The organism is Bacteroidota bacterium (genome assembly GCA_041658205.1).
Lineage (GTDB): Bacteria > Bacteroidota > Ignavibacteria > UBA10030 > UBA8401 > UBA8401.
The window spans coordinates 1,315,257-1,334,265 of the sequence record JBBAAO010000001.1; the positions used below are offsets into that span (position 1 = coordinate 1,315,257).

At 42.9% G+C, this 19,009-nt stretch carries 12 protein-coding genes; all 12 read left to right on the forward strand.

Going from position 1 to position 19,009, the window contains the following annotated elements:
* Nucleotides 1-5 precede the first annotated feature (5 nt).
* The 12 genes from rbsK (at nt 6) to WDA22_05460 (ending at nt 18,995) form a co-directional block, all read left to right on the forward strand.
* On the forward strand, nt 6-953 hold the full coding sequence (gene rbsK / locus WDA22_05405) for a ribokinase (protein MFA5832899.1): 948 nt from the start codon (nt 6-8) through the stop codon (nt 951-953).
* 36 nt (nt 954-989) lie between these two features.
* Nucleotides 990-3,179: a T9SS type A sorting domain-containing protein gene (locus tag WDA22_05410; protein MFA5832900.1), complete on the forward strand. Its 2,190-nt coding sequence runs from the start codon at nt 990-992 to the stop codon at nt 3,177-3,179.
* Nucleotides 3,180-3,296: 117 nt separating this feature from the next.
* A complete protein-coding gene (locus tag WDA22_05415) occupies nt 3,297-7,580 on the forward strand; it encodes a fibronectin type III domain-containing protein (GenBank protein MFA5832901.1) in 4,284 nt (1,427 codons plus the stop codon).
* A gap of 205 nt (nt 7,581-7,785) precedes the next feature.
* Entirely contained in the window at nt 7,786-8,301 is a 516-nt protein-coding gene (locus WDA22_05420; protein ID MFA5832902.1) for a T9SS type A sorting domain-containing protein, read from the forward strand.
* A 26-nt stretch (nt 8,302-8,327) separates the two neighbouring features.
* Nucleotides 8,328-10,010 (forward strand): alpha/beta hydrolase-fold protein, encoded by a 1,683-nt coding sequence (locus tag WDA22_05425; GenBank protein MFA5832903.1) that lies wholly within the window; start codon nt 8,328-8,330, stop codon nt 10,008-10,010.
* A gap of 56 nt (nt 10,011-10,066) precedes the next feature.
* A complete protein-coding gene (locus WDA22_05430) occupies nt 10,067-12,457 on the forward strand; it encodes a serine hydrolase domain-containing protein (GenBank protein MFA5832904.1) in 2,391 nt (796 codons plus the stop codon).
* 120 nt (nt 12,458-12,577) lie between these two features.
* On the forward strand, nt 12,578-13,483 hold the full coding sequence (locus WDA22_05435; GenBank protein ID MFA5832905.1) for a sugar ABC transporter permease: 906 nt from the start codon (nt 12,578-12,580) through the stop codon (nt 13,481-13,483).
* A complete protein-coding gene (locus tag WDA22_05440) occupies nt 13,480-14,316 on the forward strand; it encodes a carbohydrate ABC transporter permease (protein ID MFA5832906.1) in 837 nt (278 codons plus the stop codon). Before WDA22_05435 ends, WDA22_05440 begins: the two co-directional genes overlap by 4 nt.
* Nucleotides 14,316-15,635 carry a sugar ABC transporter substrate-binding protein gene (locus WDA22_05445; GenBank protein ID MFA5832907.1) on the forward strand — a complete coding sequence of 440 codons (1,320 nt, stop codon included), beginning with the start codon at nt 14,316-14,318 and terminating at the stop codon, nt 15,633-15,635. The genes WDA22_05440 and WDA22_05445 overlap by 1 nt, the downstream gene beginning before the upstream one ends.
* Nucleotides 15,632-16,621: an ADP-ribosylglycohydrolase family protein gene (locus tag WDA22_05450; protein ID MFA5832908.1), complete on the forward strand. Its 990-nt coding sequence runs from the start codon at nt 15,632-15,634 to the stop codon at nt 16,619-16,621. Before WDA22_05445 ends, WDA22_05450 begins: the two co-directional genes overlap by 4 nt.
* Nucleotides 16,618-17,670 (forward strand): ADP-ribosylglycohydrolase family protein, encoded by a 1,053-nt coding sequence (locus WDA22_05455; GenBank protein ID MFA5832909.1) that lies wholly within the window; start codon nt 16,618-16,620, stop codon nt 17,668-17,670. The genes WDA22_05450 and WDA22_05455 overlap by 4 nt, the downstream gene beginning before the upstream one ends.
* Nucleotides 17,667-18,995: an ADP-ribosylglycohydrolase family protein gene (locus tag WDA22_05460; GenBank protein ID MFA5832910.1), complete on the forward strand. Its 1,329-nt coding sequence runs from the start codon at nt 17,667-17,669 to the stop codon at nt 18,993-18,995. Before WDA22_05455 ends, WDA22_05460 begins: the two co-directional genes overlap by 4 nt.
* Nucleotides 18,996-19,009 lie beyond the last annotated feature (14 nt).

The window sequence follows — 19,009 nt, forward strand, 5'->3', positions numbered from 1 at the left end:
TGACCATGAAAAATAAAGTAGTTGTCATAGGAAGTTATAATACGGATCTCACCATAAAAACAGGAAGAATCCCACGTCCGGGAGAAACGGTGATTGGCGGAATCTTTTCGGAAGGTGGAGGAGGGAAAGGGGCAAATCAGGCAGTAGCGGCAGTCCGTGCCGGAGCCAAAGTCAGTTTTATCGCTAGAGTGGGAAATGATGTGCTTGGGAAAGAAGGAATCCAGCGGCTGTCAGAAGAGCGGATCGACACTCGGTATGTTTTTCATGATACCGATGTTGCAACGGGCGTTGCATTTATTGTCGTGGATGAACGGGGAGAAAACAGCATTGTCGTAGCTTCCGGCGCAAACGCACGTCTACATCCTGCGGATATTGAAAAGGCAAAGGAAGAAATCTCCTCAGCCGCAGTATTGCTTGTGCAGTTAGAATCACCGCTTGATGCGGTTCTTGCAGCAATTAAAAATGCCCACCGTAACGGTACGATAGTTATTTTGAATCCTGCTCCCGCTCAGGTGTTGGAGGCAAGCATCTTAAAGGAGATTGACATCATCACTCCCAATAAAGTAGAAGCAGAGATGCTTACAGGAACCAAAGTAACTGATGAAGAGAGCATGCGGACTATTTCTAAAAAATTTTTTGACTATGGAATTAAAAATGTCTTGATCACGCTCGGTTCGAAAGGAATTTTTGCCGGACTTTCCGGTTCAATGGAACTTATTCCTGCATACCAGGTACGATCTATTGATTCAACGGGAGCGGGCGATGTCTTCAGCGGTTCGTTGGCTGCGTTTCTGTCTGAAGGCATGTCGATCGAAAAAGGTGCAAGGATGGCAAATGCTTCCGCATCTATTTCTGTCACCCGAATGGGAGCGCAAAATTCTGCCCCGCGTCGGACTGAAATTGAAAAATTTATTGCTACACATGCGTCCTCTGAAGCTGTAGCGTTCAACTAAGAATGTTGTTTTATCATCATCACAATGGAGGTTCAGATGAAATCTAATTCACCGTTTGCAATATTTCTTACGTTCGTGATGCTGTTAGGTCAAGTGTTGATCGCTCAGGAGAGTAAGAACATGTCACTCCTTGGAAATTATGGAAAAGGTGAAGGGGAATCCAAAGGAATATTTGCCGCAGGTTCGGTGGTATATTACGGACTGGGAAATAAAATTCAGATAGCGAGTTTCACAAATCCCTCAACTCCCGTGAAAATTGGAAGCGTGACTGTGTCTGCTGTTGTCGAAGATCTTGTAAGGACATCGATCAATAGTACGCAATACATCGTTGCAAGCGGCGGCAGTAAGATGTGGATCGCGAATGTTCAAAATCCCACAACACCATCATTGGTGTCAACGGTGGAAGTTGCTCCCGGCACAACATGTGAAGGAATTGCCACGAGCGGAACATATGCGTACGTAGCTGCTGGTGGGGCTGGTTTTAAAGTGTACAACATTGCCACTCCAGCAACTCCACAATTAGTTATCTCAATTGATAGTTTAGAGTATTGTGAAAGTGTCGTCATTTCTGGACAGTACGCATACATCGCAGCAGGATCACGAAGTCATATCCTTGATATAACAAACCCGGCAGCTCCAATTTATGTCGGAAGAATTGCGGCTTATGGAGGATACCACCAGTATATCAATGTCAGGTCGGGTTATGCCTACGTATGTAATTATGATGCCGGATTAGCTGTGGTGAATGTTTCGGCACCGGCAAATCCTGTGAATGTGATGGAGATTCCATCAGGATACAGAACTGCGCGGATTGTATTTGATGGTAACTATGGATATGTAGCCGTCGGTGATTCCGGTATGTCTATATATAATGTCGTGAATCCGGCAGCACCGGTTTACTCGACAAAAATTAAAACGACAGGACGGGCTGCTTCGCTGTACTATGGTGCCGTCTCTGTTGGTGGAACACCAACAGGACATATTTTTGTAGCAAACAGAAATCCTGCTCCCGGAGTCAGCGCCATCAACGTATCGACTCCTACGGCACCGGTGACATCGTCCTTTCTTGCAGCACTTGCTGCGCCATCCGGAACCGCATATACGCCATTCTATGATAACGGAAAAGTATATGTTGCTTATGGAACGGCCGGTCTCAGAATTCTCGATGTGTCAAATCCTTCCAGTCCGGCATTACTTTCAACAGTAGATTTGGGTGGCGATTCTCGAGCAGTTGTTGCAAGTGGAAATTATGCGTATGTGGCAGCTCGAGATTCCGGCGTATATATTGTTGACGTAACAAATGCATCAACTCCTGTTAAGATCAATACCATTAAAACTCCTCGTGCTCGCGGAATTTCCATCAGCGGTACAAAAGTATACGTTGCCGCTAGTGACAGCGGAATGGGAGTAATTGATATCACAACACCGACCTCTGCTTCTGTTATTAAATATACCGGCAACAGTGTTTATGGTGAAAATGTTTCTGTGAATGGATCAATCGCCGGGATTACTGACTACAGTAAAATTACTTTTTACGATATCTCTAATCCTTCCGCTCCGGTGAAAAAGGGTTCTACCGGATCATTTAAAATAGGAAACGAAGGTTTTGCAATTTCCGGAACGAATGCATTTGTGCCGGACGGCGACAGTTTAAAGATCTACAAAATTGAAAATTTAAATGTCCCATCGTTGGTTTCCAAAATTAAAACAGGCGGATATGGCTATACGGCTGTAGTGGATGGAAAATACTGTTATGTGGCGTCAGAAGGAACGGGAGTGAGGGCAATAAATATTTCTGACCCATCAGCGCCGGTAGAAGATGGATTTTATGACGGAGTTCCGGAATCACGAGGCGTTGTTGTGAATGGTAAGTATATCTATACGGCAGAGAAATTAGATGGTTTGACGATCTATTCCAATGATCTTTTGACATCTGTGTCTGAAAAAAATATGCTAATGCCGGAAAAAATATCGCTTCATCAGAATTATCCGAATCCATTCAATCCAACAACCTTTATCACGGTCGATGTGAAAACAAAGTCGTTTGTTTTGCTGGAAGTCTTTAATGCATTGGGACAAAAAGTTGATGAATTGTTAAATACACAACTTCCTGCCGGAACGATGACCGTGCCATTTAACGGCTCCTCACTTTCGACCGGTGTGTATCTTTACCGACTGCAGGTGAATGGTGTTTCGATGACAAAAAAAATGATGCTCATCAAATAATTATGATATGTTGATGCACCTAAGAAGTCAATAAGTGTTTTTCATAACATGTTTAGTAACAATAGATCACATAGTTCACTTTTTATACACCTCTCAATTTTTTATGATGGAGGTTTTATGAAACAAAACAAGCTACTCGGTACGATGCTCTTGTTGCTGGCAATGATGAATCTGTCATTGTTCGCACAAATTCCTCTCTCGAACACTCCGGCAGCGGCAGGTGTTCTAGGCACAACAGATTTCATAACAAATACGAATTATGCTTCGCCGACAACGACCACATTGGCAGAACCTGCCAGTGTTGCCATCGATCCGACGACAGGGAAATTGTTTGTTGCTGATAGGGATAATCGTAGAGTATTGCGTTTCACTTCCGCAGCATCACTCATAAACGGATCAGCAGCGGAAGCTGTATTTGGACAACCGAACTTTACATCCAGAGTACCTAATAACGGCGGAATTTCAGCTGCAACAATGAAAAACCCCAATAGTGTGGTTGTAGATGCGAATGGACGACTCTGGGTTGCTGATCGTGATAATAATCGTATTTTACGTTTTGATAGTGCATCAACAAAAGCAAGCGGTGCAGCAGCGAATGGAGTATTAGGACAATTGACATTTGCCGATAGTACTACAGGAACTACAGCAGGAAGAATGAATGCACCTGCGAGCATTTACGTTGATAGCAAAGGCCGCTTATGGGTTGCTGATAGAGCAAACAATCGAGTGTTACGGTTTGACAGTGCTGCAACAAAAACCAATGGCGCATTGGCTAATGGTGTACTCGGTCAACCGGATCTTGTTACTGTTACAAGTGGTACGACAGCAACAACATTAAGTGCCCCATGGGGTGTTACCGGAGACAGTAAAGGACGTATTTGGATTGCCGACCGTTCTAACAGTCGTGTTCTGCGATTTGATACTGCCGCAACAAAACCAAACGGTGCGTCTGCGGACGGTGTATTAGGACAAGCAACATTTACCACAGCTACGTATGCAAAAACACAAGCAGGACTTGGCGAGCCTCGCGGAGTTGCTGTGGATATTATGGGAAGATTATATGTTGCGGATGAAGGCAATACAAGAATCATGGTCTATAATAGTGCATCAACAAAAGCAAACGGAGCAAATGCAGATTTTGTGATTGGTCAGGCAGATTTTGTTTCAGATCTTGCTCCGAATCCGCCCACTGCAAAAAGTTTAGCATATGCTTTGTCGCTCTTTATTGATCCTGCTACCAGCAATTTGTGGGTGCCGGATCTAGGGAATCATCGTGTGTTACGATTTGAGGTTGGTCCACCATCAGCAATAGGTGTTTTAGGAACAAATAATTTTGCAACGAACACGGATTGGACATCGCCAACGACATCAACATTTGCAGAAGCGGCAAGTGTTGCAATCGATCCCGCTTCCGGAAAAATGTTTGTTGCCGATCGTGATAATCGCAGAGTCTTGCGGTTTAGTTCTGCCGATAAAATGGTAAATGGAGCAGCTGCTGAAGCTGTGTTTGGCCAGCCAAATTTTACGACTCGAACGGCGAACACCGGTGGTATCTCTGCCTCTACAATGAATAATCCGAACGGCGTTTCCGTTGATGCGAACGGACGATTGTGGGTTGCAGATCGAGATAATAATCGTATCCTCCGTTTTGACAGTGCAGCAACAAAAACAAGTTCATCAGCCGCAAATGGTGTACTGGGACAACCTGATTTTGTCACCAACTCTGCTGGCGCTACCGGCGGTAAAATGAGTGCTCCTGCCGGTGTGCATGCCGATGCTAATGGACGACTTTGGGTTGCTGATCGAGCAAATAATCGTGTTCTCCGGTTTGATAATGCTGCTGCCAAGTCAAACGGCTCAACACCTAACGGCGTATTAGGCCAGGCAGATTATTCATCGGTGACAAGCGGAACATCAGTTTCAACAATGAGTGCGCCGTGGGGAGTGTTCTTTGATGTGAATGGACGCTTATGGGTAGCAGACAGAGGGAATAGTCGTGTGTTACGTTTTGATAACGCAGCGACAAAATCAAATGGTGCAGACGCGAATGGTGTGTTAGGACAAGCTCTCTTTACTACGGCAACATTTGCAAAAACACAAGCAGGTCTTGGTGAACCTCGCGGCGTTGCGGTGGATGCAGCAGGTAGATTATATGTTGCTGACGAAGGAAATACTCGCGTAATGGTTTATGATAGTGCAGCAGCAAAAGCAAATGGTGCAAATGCCGATAATGTGTATGGGCAACTTGATTTTACATCCGATGCTTCACCAAACCCTCCGGGTGCTAATACATTGGCATATCCACTCTCGCTTTTCATTGACAATTTGAATAGCTATGTGTGGATACCGGATATTTATAATCACCGTGTATTGCGATTTAAAAGTCCCAAAATAAATCTTGTTGCTCCATCAGCACCGCAACAACTTGCTGCGTATCGTGGAAATCTGCAAGCAACATTAAAATGGAACAAAAATACCGAGGGGGATTTTGCACGATACCGAATCTATGTCGGAACGCTAGCCAATCCCACAACGTTAGTCGATTCGACCTTGGGTGGCCCTTCCGACACCTCCATTGTCATTTATGGACTAACGAATGAAACAAAATATTATTTCCGCATTACTGCTGTGAATATTTATGGTATGCAAAGCGGATACAGCAATGAAGCCACAGCGACACCATCCACATTTGGAACAGCGTTCGGTGTTTTAGGAACAAACAACTTCACCACGAACACAAATTGGACTTCCCCGACGGACTCAACGTTTGCTGAACCGGCAAGCGTTGCCGTCGATCCGACGACTGGAAAATTATTTGTCGCCGATCGGGATAATCGTCGAGTCCTTCGATTCAGTTCAACTGCAAAATTGACCAATGGTGCAAAAGCCGAAGCGGTTTTTGGACAGCCGAATTTTACCACACGAACGGCAAATACCGGCGGAATTTCCGCTTCCACAATGAATAATCCAAACGGCCTCTCCGTTGATGCAAGCGGTCGACTTTGGGTTGCAGACAGAGACAATCATCGTGTGCTGAGATTTGATAATGCATCCTCTAAAGCAAGCTCAGCTGCAGCAGATGGCGTGCTTGGGCAGCCGGATTTTATTACAAACACCTTAGGTGCTTCAGGCGGAAAAATGAATGCTCCGGCAAGTGTTTATGCCGATGCAAATGGCAGATTGTGGGTAGCAGATAGAGCGAACAATCGAGTTCTTCGTTATGATGACGCTGCTGCAAAAGCAAACGGTGGTACACCAAACGGTGTGCTCGGACAAGACAGTTATACATCCACAACCTCAGGAACAACGGCAGCAACAATGAGTGCTCCATGGGGAGTATTTTTGGATATCAATGGTCGCTTATGGGTTGCTGACAGATCGAACAGCCGTGTATTGCGGTTTGATAATGCTGCATCGAAATCAAATGGCGCTGATGCAAACGGCGTGTTAGGTCAGGTAAACTTCACATCATCTGCATTTGCAAAAACTCAAGCAGGTCTCGGTGAACCGCGTGGAGTGACTGTTGATGCAACAGGAAGATTGTATGTTGCAGACGAAGGAAATACACGTGTGATGGTGTATGACAATGCAGCAGCAAAAGCGAATGGCGGAAATGCTGATCAAGTGTACGGTCAGTTTGATTTCGTTTCCGATGAATCACCGACTCCACCGACAGCAAGCAGTTTGGGATATCCATTGTCAGTGTTTGTTGACAATGTAACAAGCAGTGTCTGGATTCCTGATGTATATAATCATCGTGTGTTGCGGTTTAACGGTCCAACGATTACTGTCACTGCTCCGGCAGCTCCTCAAAATCTCAGTGCAGCACGCGGCGTCGGCCAAGTGACAATAAAATGGAATAAAAATCAAGAAGGTGATTTCCTGCGGTATAGAATCTATCGTGGAACTGCGGCAAATCCGACAACGAAAGTCGATTCGGCCACCGGAGGGATTTCCGATACCGTCAAAGTGATGACCGGCCTCACAAATGAAACGAAATACTATTTCCGAATCACAGCAGTAAATATCTACGGCATGGAAAGCGGATATAGTAATGAAGTAGATGCTACACCGTCAACAACCGGTGTTGAAAACGCAGAAAGTAATTTACCGACTGTCTATTCCTTGTCGCAAAATTACCCAAATCCATTTAATCCATCGACAACAATTAAATTCGGATTACCGGAAGCAAGTACAGTTTCATTGAAAATCTATGATGTTCTCGGCAGAGAAGTGGTTACACTTGTCAATAGCCAACTCGCCGCTGGATATTATTCCTATCAATGGAATGCATCAGGACTATCGACCGGTATGTATATCTATCGGATTACGGCAACCTCATCCGATGGGGAAACAGAGCAGAACTTTACGGAAGTTAAAAAACTGATGCTTCAGAAATAATTCTTGGTAATATCATCAACCCTTGAAAGGCGCAGCATTCAATAGAGGAATTTCAATCACCGAATGTTGATTCCTCAAAACCTTTCAAGGGTTTGATGTATGCTCAGCATTATAATGTTCTACAATTCCTTTCTATTTATTGTTACCTTACCGGTATCTTGAAGATGGAAATTCGGTAGAATTGACTTCACCTTTTTGGAAGAATATGCATCTCTCTGGATTACATTGCGCGTTGTTGTTAATGTTCACGCTTCAGCCATTCATCTACTCACAAGCATCCGTTGCCGTAAACGCCGTTGCTCCATCCGTAAATAATTTCGCTTATCCGCAATCTATTTTTGTGGATTCTCCCAATGGACATATTTGGGTGACTGATTTTGATAATCATCGCGTGATGCGGTTCGATGTATCAATCTTGGTATCAATCAACAGAGTCGAAGGTACTACATTCCCAGCAGACCATTTCCTCTCTCAAAATTACCCGAATCCTTTTAATCCTGTAACACAGATTTTCTTTTCTGTGGGAAATACAGGCCATACTTCTGTTGCTGTGTTCAATCTTTTAGGTCAAAAAATAACGGACTTATTCAATGACGTTGCTACATCGAATACGCAATACATGCTCACGTTTGATGCAAAATATTTACCCAGTGGTATTTATTGGTATGCCCTTCGTACAACACAAGGAGTTGTTGTTAAACGAATGTGTTTGATGAAGTAGTTTTTATCGTTAAGGATGTTTAGGAAATGAAACAACAATTGTATGTTTTTGTTTTAATTGCTTTTGGTTTCGGATTACTTTCCGCTCAGTCTCCGCTATTTAACAATATGCCAGCTGCGGGAGTGTTAGGACAATCAATTTTTACAGCAAAACTTTCTGGAACCACGTCAACGTTGTTAAATTCTCCCTCTGGTGTTGCTGTCGATCCAATTTCTGGAAAATTATTTGTTGTCGATCGCTACAATAATCGTGTTCTTCGGTGGAGCTCGTCGGCAAAGATGATTAACGGATCACCGGCAGAAGCGGTGTTCGGTCAACCAGATTTCACAACAGCATCCAGCGGAATATCTGCTTCAAAGTTTAATGATCCTCTCAGAGTCCATCTGGACAATGCCGGAAGATTGTGGGTGAGTGACTATCTCAATAACAGAGTCTTAAGGTTTGATAATGCCTCTTCAAAACTGAGCGGTGCCGCAGCGGATGGAGTGTTAGGACAAGCAGATTTTATTTCAAATTTCGGCGGAACTTCTGCTAATAAATTGAAGGGTCCGGTTGGTGTCTTTGTTGATCGGAAAGGAAACTTGTGGGTCACCGATCGATTAAACCATCGTGTCTTACGATTCGAAATTGCCTCGACGAAATCAAATGGATCAAATGCCGATGGGGTATTGGGCCAGCCGGATTTTGTGACAAGCACAAGCGGACTTTCATCGACAAAAATGAATAGACCGATGGGCGTATATGCCGATAGTACCGATCATCTATGGGTTTGTGAAGATGACAATAACCGCGTGATTCGATTTGATTCTGTCTCGATGTTGGCTAATGGTGCGGCGGCAAGCGGAGTTTTAGGGCAATCCGATTTTACCACCAATCTGAAAAACTTCTCTCGAAATGGTATGAGCAATTTACGAGGAGTATTTGGCGATGCTTCGGGTAGATTATATCTTGTTGATGAATCGAACAATCGTATTCTTGTTTTTAATCACGCCGCATCTCTGCCGAATGGCGCTTTTGCGGATTATGTGTTGGGGCAACCGGATTTTGGTAGCGATCCGATTATTCAACAAGAGATTTACGACTTATCTACTTTAAACTATTTATTTTTTATGCCTCGCGAAACTTCAGCAGTCGTGAACGGAAAATATCCCTTAATCATTTCGTTGCACGGAATCGGCGAACGGGGAAGCGATCTTTGGAAAGTAAAAGGAGAGGGGTTACCAAAAATTCTTGACGGTAAAAACACATTTCCATTTATTGTTGTCTCCCCTCAATGCCCGTCATCTACAGAATGGTATTACAACGGCGGAATCCAGCAAAAATTGAATACACTCATCGATAGTCTTATTTCCCGTTACCCGATCGATACAAATCGAATATATCTTACCGGATTAAGTATGGGTGGGATTGGCACATTAGATTTGGCAATACGATATCCGAAACGATTTGCGGCACTGATTCCTGTTGCATTTCGCATTGAAGATGGATGGGATCTCTGCAAAATAAAGGATATTCCACTGTGGGCTTTCCACGGAGAAAAAGATGATATTATTCCATTTTCAAAAGCTCAAACAGTTATCAATATGTTAGTTGTTTGCGGTGCTAACCCAACGTTCACATCGTATTCTGATCTATATCACGATGCTTGGACCAGAACATACAATAATCCTGCAATCTATGAATGGCTTTTAACGAAGAAAAAACAGTGATGATAGTAAATTCTGAAAAGCACGTTATTCGTAAAAATATTCACTTTGTCTCAGTAATGGTAGTTCTGTCAATCCATTCTATTCTATACGCACAAGTAAATATTGAATCAGTGGCCAGACTTCATTTTACAATTGAGTCAGAGCCGAATAAGTGGATAGAAGGATATCAATCATACATAGAGGGAACATTCTCACCGTATCAATCTCACCGTAGCGGTCAAAGTAGGGACTCAGCATTTGTTGCCCGCACTTCCGGCAGTGAATCGATGTTTGCATGGAATACAGCCCCTATTCCACAATCATGGAAAGGAGATTCAGCTTCATTCATTTGGGTATGCGGTTTTGGAAACAATTTAGGCAATGAATGGTTCGATCTTACAGTGAATGACGCTGATACTGTTACATTCTCCACAAAAAATGAAAGTGCATGGACTGTTAAAAGAAATAATGGAATCCGTCTTTCGTTTACGGCAGTTGCTCAAAATTCTTATGGGGCAAATTTGGGATATATGGTGTTAGCTCTTCACCGGTCAAAATTGACCAAGGGGAAATCGTTAAAACTCAGAATCCGCGGCAGAGAGGTGAAAGAGGAAATATGGTATCGCTTATATGCGTATCGGGATGCATTAGTCTACATGAAGGCCAATGAGTATCGAAACATCTACTCTGCAATGGATTTTATTCATATGGGAGATGCTGCATATACGCTCTGCACTTCAAAAAAACTTTCCGGTAAAACACTTCTTCACTATTCTCCCGGTGCTGATAAAGGAGAAGTTCGATTGCAGCAAGATGGAGTTATGTCTAAAGCACAAATCACAATTCCCAGGAATCAACAGCCTGAAGGGAACGGATATTCATACATAAACATTGCCGAAAACATTGTTGACACCATCAAATGGGCTGAAATTAATAAAAAACGGATTCGAGCATTCATGGAGGAAGAGATTGTTCCGGAAAAATATATCTTTCCTCCCGGAAGTTTCCCAACATTTCGATGGAAAAATGAAATCCTTGTCGAAAACGAACTGGGTAAAACTCAAAGTACGGTAACATTTTACAATAAGGATTTTCAAAAAGTGAAATCTGCGGAATCTCCCGGTCGATATGGCGCTGTGATCGAATTGGTAACACCGTCAGGATTTATTGTAAAACGATATGTTACATTGTATTGCTCCCCGGTTGAGTTTGATGATTATAGTGCAAATATTCCGATAAAGTTCAATAATTTAAAAGAATATAGAATCTCTTCTGAACAGTGGGATTCATATGAAAGGAATTTTGAACAATTCTCTTTTGGCAGCATGAAGTATTTTCCACAGTATAATTCCGATGCAGCAATTTTCCTTGCCGGGTTGAGTGAGATCAACGGGTGGACCTTGGCATTCGAAACTCCTCGAATAAAAGACAGGCAGTGGTGGATTACATTGAAACGGAAACTTGATGGCATCTCTGAAAAGAAAAATCCAGTGATGCTTCCGCAAAAAATAAATAATGGATCTTTAAGTGTTGTAAATGATTCAATTGTTTCGACATTTTCGTACAAGAAAGAACAGATAGAACAATTGCGATTGGTGTGTAAGAACTGGGCCGAGAAGGGCGGAGTTCCTCATGTGACACTCATTGTGCACAAAGGAAAGATTATTTTTCATGAAGCGTTCGGAATTACTGCAGATGGGAAACCGTTGGCAACAAATTCCAAGATGTGGATGGCCTCAATAACAAAACTCCTTACGGGAGTGTTGATGATGCAGTTGGTCGATCAAGGAATTGTTGACCTTGATGATCCGATCAATCGATATCTTCCCGAAATTTCTGGAAATAACTTGCCAGAACTAACGCTCCGCCATCTATTTACCCATACCTCCGGTTTGCAGAATGTCGGTGAATGGGCATCAGATTGGAATTTTGCATTAGACAATCAGATCGCTCAACTCCTTCCAACAGTGGATGTGGGACGTTCCTTTTCCTATCATAGAGTTGGCTATGCTATTGCTGGTAAGATGATGGAGAGGATTACCGGTCGTGCTGTACCGTATTTATTTCAGGATTACATTTTCCATCCGATCGGTATGAACAGCGCTTATGCGGACAATACGTACGGCGGATTATATTGTTCGGCCATTGATCTTGCCAGATTTGGACAAATGTTATTGAACAAAGGGAATTACAATGGATGGAAATTGTTTTCAGAACAGTCATTTGAAAAAATGCTTCCCAAAGAGCTGTCAGTGGGAGAACGTCGATGGGGAATCGGGTCATCGCCGATGGATGGACGTGGTTTAAGCTCATCTGCTTTCGGACATGGTGCTGCATCTGGGACAATATTTCGTATTGATCCACAAAACGATCTCATTATCATCTCAGCACGAAACAGCACCGGGAAATTCCATGAAGAATTTGAGCGCGCATTCATTGAACACTGTATGGGTGTAATCAACAATTGATGAATATGAAGAAGTGTGTATACAACATTATCTATTTCGAATTTTTATATAATTGCAGTCACTCTGAGGAACCCTTGACGGATTTTGTCGGGGAATGATGAAGGGCCAAATAACTACTCCGTGATTACAAAGAAAAAGAAAAATCATTCGTTATATTCAAAAAAAGAAATAGGTCAGCTGCAATTACTTCTGCCTGTGATTCTTTTGGTGACGGTGTTCTCGTTGATTCCGTTGTTGAGAGGAATATATCTTGGATTCACTGATTATCGTCTTGGCGATCCAATCTCATTCAACGGCATTGATAATTATATTCAGCTATTCAATGATGAATATTTTTGGAGTTCATTTAAGATAGGTATGATCTGGACATTAATTGTGACAGCATTGCAAGTGGGACTCGGTCTTGGTCTTGCTCTTCTGTTAAATACCAAAATACGATTTGCTTCATTTTATACGATTCTCATTTTACTTCCTTGGGCTACGCCGCCGATTATTCGGGGAATTCTCTGGCGACAGATGTATGAGCCGAATACCGGCGCGGTAAATATTTTGTTGAACAATGCGGGATTGATCACAGCACCCATAAACTGGCTGTCGAGTTTTGAATATGTCATTCCTGCGGTGATTGTGGCCGGAGTGTGGGGAGAGATATCGAAGGCCGCAATTTTTTTATTAGCAGGATTGCAAACAATTTCAAACGATCTCTATGAAGCAAGCAAAATTGATGGCGCAGGAATGTGGGATCGTTTTTGGAATATCACCCTTCCTGTGTTAAAACCGGTGTTAGCGGCGATCATTTCTCTTACGTTCATGTGGAATTTTAACACATTTGGAATTATTTGGGTGTTGACGCAGGGTGGTCCGGGAGGATTGACTCGATTACCGATGCTTGCGGCATATGAAGAAGGTTTCCGCTACGGATATATCGGATATGCGGCAGCAATTGGAAACGTTATGGTCATTATACTGTCAGTCATGCTCTTTATGTACATCCGTGTACAATTACGCGAGCGGAGCGAGGCATGACTAAAATCCGACTTCGTTCAAGCATGCTGATTCATGGATTAATTATCCTCTATATAATATTTTTGCTTTTTCCATTGTTGTGGGTTGTGGCAAGTTCATTAAAATCAACTCAGGAAATTTACTCGGGGGTCCCGACAATTTTACCACAACAGATATCGTTTGATCATTATCGTTCCGTAATCAATGGCCAACAAGTTTTTCGAAGCATGTGGAATAGTGTTATCGTCGGTGTTGTTTCGACAATTCTCGTTCTTCTTCTTGCCGTACCATCGGCATATGCAATGGTGCGCTACAAATCCGTTATCAATAATACAATTTTGGGATGGATTCTTGTTTCACAAATATTTCCCGTCATCCTAGTCATGATTCCTCTTTATGTACTGTTGCGCTATATTGGATTGACGGATTCTCTTATTGGATTGACATTGATCTATGTTGTCTGGTCGCTGCCGTTTGTATTGTGGATGATGCATGGCTATGTAAAAAGTATCCCGTTGGAACTAGAAGAGGCGGCAGTGATTGATGGAGCAAGTCGAACACAGGTGATTTTTACCGTATTACTGCCATTACTGTTACCTGCTATTGGTGCTTCAGCTCTCTTTGCTTTTATTTCGGCCTGGAATGAGTTTTTCTTTGCTTTGGTCTTGATGAAAAGTCCGGCACTTGCGACACTGCAAGTTGAACTTGCAAGATATACGGGAATGGAAGGACAGGCCAGAACAGGTCCTTTGGCTGCAGCAAGCGTCATCGCTACAATCCCTTCCGTAGTATTGTTTGTCTTTATGCGGAAATGGTTCACGACAGGCTTGGTATCCGGAGCATTGAAAGGATAATGAAACAAATTATAATGATCATATCAGTTGTAGCGATTGGTTTGTTCCTCTATGTTCAGTTCACAGGGGAGAATAAAGAAAAAGAGAAACAACCGCTCCGTTTTGTAAGTCTTGCTTGGCAAGAAGCAGCAATAGCAACAAATAAATCCATCGTTAATGAGTGGAATAGCACACATCCAGATCAACCGGTTGAATATATTCAGGGGACTTGGAACTCCGCTCATGATTATCTTGTGACGGCATTTGAAACCGGAGATGTTCCTGATATTTTTCATTATGAATCATCGGTGATTATTGATTATGCCATGCGTGGGTATTTGACCGACTTATCTCCGTTCATTTCTGCAGAGATGAAAAGCGATATTCTGGATGTTGCATGGGGGACAGTAACACGACCCAATGGTGAAGTAAGCGGGATTCCATTCCTCATAGAATCATTAGTTGTCCTCTATAATAAATCGCTGTTTGAACAAGAAGGAATTATTCCACCATCGATCGAGCACCCTTGGTCGTGGAATGACTTGCAAGCAGCAGCAATAACATTGACAAAAGATACAAATAGTGATGGTGCTGTTGATCAATATGGTGCGGCGTTCGGATTGCGCAATTCGGCGAATATCATTATGAACACATCAATTAGTTTTGGTGGTTCTTTCTTCAAAAAAGAGGGAAAACATTTTGTGGTAAAAGTGAATGCTGAGGAAAAAGAATTGCTCAAAGTGATCGGGAATATGTTGTATAAAGATAAATCTGTTTCACCCACGAGCATTGGTGAGACAGGCGCTGGGATGATACCGGGATTATTCAGCGGACGATATGCGATGTTAATAGGAATTGGAGCATGGGGGAGGCAGCAGCTCGTGGAAAACGCCCCAAAAGATTTTCGATGGGGAGTAATGCCTCCTATCAAAGCAAAAACACAAACATACGGAGCGAGTACACAAACGTTAAGTGTGCCAAAAAAATCCAAACGAGCTAAGGAAGCAATGATGTTTATTGAATTTATGTTAAGCTCAAAAAATACAGCTCGCCTCGCATTAAATGATTGGATGATTCCAGCACGAAAATCATGTCTGGCTATGCCGGAATTTAAAGACACCATCGGAGGATGGGACATTACCTGTAGTTCTGTTGCAACACTGGGAATCGGATCGTGGATTGGGGCCCCCGGTTATGTTGAATGGAAAAGCCGTGTTGCTAATCCTATATTACAGGAATTGTTTGCCGGACGATTATCTGTTGACGAGGCCGCGAAACGGATAGAACATGAAAGCAATATCGTTCTCTTGCGTTATAAACAACGGGGGGAGAATTGGTGATCACACATCAAGAACGCGCGCGCGGGGCTTTTCTTGGACTTGCGGTTGGTGATGCGCTTGGACGTCCGACAGAAGGAAAAACTCCGTTGGAAATTGAATCTCGATGGGGAAGAATTACTGATTTTCTCACTGAAGATCAAACAGGAAGCGATGATACAGAATATGCATTGTTCAGTGCAAAATTATTATTACAACACAAAAAAGAATTAACAACTGAAATAATAGTCGATGCTTATCGTCGCGAGATTATCAATTCAACAAATTTGTATAAAGGCGCCGGATTTAGCGAAATCATTGCCATTCATAATCTGCAAATGGGTTTACAACCCCCCTCTTCCGGACAGCATGTGCATAGTTGGAGCGACGGACTCGCGATGCGTGTAACTCCATACGGTATTGCATCTGCGTTTGATTATCACTTCGCTGCACATCTTGCAAAAGAAGATGGGATCATTGCAAATTCCGGCGAAGGAATATTCAGCGGACAAGCGGTGGCCGCAGCTATTGCGTGTGCAATGAACGGTGCATCTGTTGATGAAATAATAAAAACAGCACTGGAGGTACTACCCAAAAATTCCTGGACAGCATCGTCGATTACGCGTGGTGTTTCTATTGGCAGTTCATGTAATGATGTGTGGAGCTCTTTAGTTCCATTGCATCAATCACTTGCCTGCACATATTATTTTTGGACAGATGTTGCACCCGAAGCAGTTGGTCTTGCATTTGGCCTTGTGGCTGCTGCAAGGGGAAAATTCGAAGACGCTGTTCTTGGTGCAGTTAATTTAGGAAGAGATACCGATACCATAGCTGCTATTGCCGGAGCAATTTGCGGTGCGCACCAAGGTATTCAGGTCATCCCAGAACGTTGGACAAAACGTATCTCAATCTCTAAAGGGACATGTATTAATACTGTAAAAAACATGAACATTCTTAATGTTGCTGACGATCTATCCGTTCTTGCCCAAGCGTGGAGCACACCATCATGATGGTAATAAAACAACGCGCGCAGAATGCTATGCTTGGCCTTGCGATCGGTGATGCATTGAGCTGGACCTCTTTGTTTCACAGAGGTGTTTTACTCCCCCCGTGGACACGAAGAAAACGACGAGAGATTGACGCGTTATCTGAAACGACAAACGTCATTGTTACACCAATGCCGTTTTCATTGAACCAACCTTCGGAATATTTTACTATTGCGCCGACCGATAAAACTGAATGGGCTGCATTTTCATCCTATATTTTACTTGGTAATGGTTTTCATTCATATAATCGATCTGTTCTTCAAGCTTGGTTGAAACTTGCACAATCAAAGGATCCGATTCGCGGAGGAGTTAGTACGCAAGCAGCTCTTCACAATTTACGAAATGGCATTCTGCCTCCTCAAAGTGGAAAGGAAAATCCTCACTATTTTGATGATGGTGCAATGTCTCGAGCCATACCAATCGGGATCATTTGCGCTGGTCAACCGGATATAGCGGCCCGAATCGCTGAAATTGATGCTGCCGTTACGAACAGCGAAGATGGGATTTGGGCGGCTCAATCCATCGCAGTACTAATAAGTATGCTCTGTTCTGGCAAAGAAATGAAGGACGCAATTGAAATTGCACTTCATGTTCTGCCTGCAGGATCCTGGATAAGAAGAATCGTTGACGAAGTGTTGACAATTTCAGCAAAATGCAATTCAATCTTTTCAATTCTTCCGAAACTTCATGATACGATTATCAACCGTGAATATAGTTATGGTAATGCTGCACCTGAAACGTTAGCATTGACATTTGTAATTGCGCAATTACACCATAACAATTTTGAAACTGCTGTGACAACATCATCGGCATTTGCAAAAAGCGGTGAAACACTTCCTGCCATGGTAGGAGCAGTGGTTGCGGCGGCACAATCAACAAACATTGCGTCACAAAATTGGATGGAGGCAATTGGAACTTTAAAAGGAATCTGCATCCCTTCATACACTGGAAAAAATTATCTCGAATTGACGGACCAGATTTCCAATATGACTGGACAGAAAATATTATTATGAGAATCTCTTGGATAGAACTACCGGAACGAATTAAACACGAACTGCAGCAGCGAGCAGAAGAAGGGAACAATGTTACTGCAATACAAAATGAATGGGAACAAATTCTTAATCTCAAATTAGAAGAACATCAATTAGGGATTCAAGCTGAAATATTTTACAAGAAACTTATTGAAACACCCTCGAGAAATGAAAACGAGCAGAATGAACCTTCGGGATGGAATGAAATTGTTCTCCAATGTCATCTACACTCTCAAGCTAAATCTCAGTTTTCTCCGCCATTGATTGAAGAAAAAATTTTGGGTGGATGGCTCGGTCGAAGCGCAGGTTGCCTGCTTGGCAAACCGATTGAAAAAATTACACGATCGGGGTCAATCGAATTACTTTCATCAAATGGCACATGGCCGATTTCTGAGTATCTCACCGCTAAAGGAATCCCCGATTCGTTATTAGAAAAATATCCATGGAACAGACACGGCGGTAAAGAAAGCCTCAGAGAGAATATTGTGTGTATGGCAGAAGATGATGACATGAATTATCCGATGTTGAATCTAACGGCCTACGAACGTTATGGAGAAGGATTTACCGCAGAACATATTATTCAAACATGGTTGGAACTTTCGCCGGTACTTTCCACATTTACTGCAGAGCGCGTTGCATATCTTAATCGTCTGTCTGGAATATTCCCTCCACAAACGGCAACTATCAGAAATCCGTATCGGGAATGGATTGGAGCTCAGATCCGTGCTGATTTTTGGGGATGGATTTCTCCCGCACAGCCATTGCGTGCTGCCGAATTTGCTTGGCGCGATTCCAGCGTCAGTCATGTGCAAAACGGAATGTATGGTGAAATGTTTTTTGCGGCGGCCATCGCCATTTCGTTTCAACAGACAGATATCCGTATGATAATAACCGAAGCATTGTCATGTATTCCTGCTCGATCCAGATTAGCGGAAGCAATTCAGTTTGTTTTATCTCTTCCCATTCAGGATCAATCTTGGGATGTTACTGTGGAAACACTCTATGAAAAGTACGGAACATATCACTGGGTTCATACCATCAATAATGCAACACTTGTTGTTGCGGCATTATTATCTTCCAAAGGTGACTATGAACGTGCAATTTGCAATGTTGTGATGGGAGGTTGGGATACAGACAGTAACGGTGCAACGGTTGGTTCCATCATGGGAACAATCCTTGGTGCGAAAAAGCTTCCTGCAAAATGGATCTCTCCACTTAATAATACGATCCGCAGCAGTCTGAAAGGGTTCGACAATATGTTGTTGAGTGATCTGGCAGCCCGCACTTTCAAACTTTCAAATTATTGAGCCAAATAATGAAA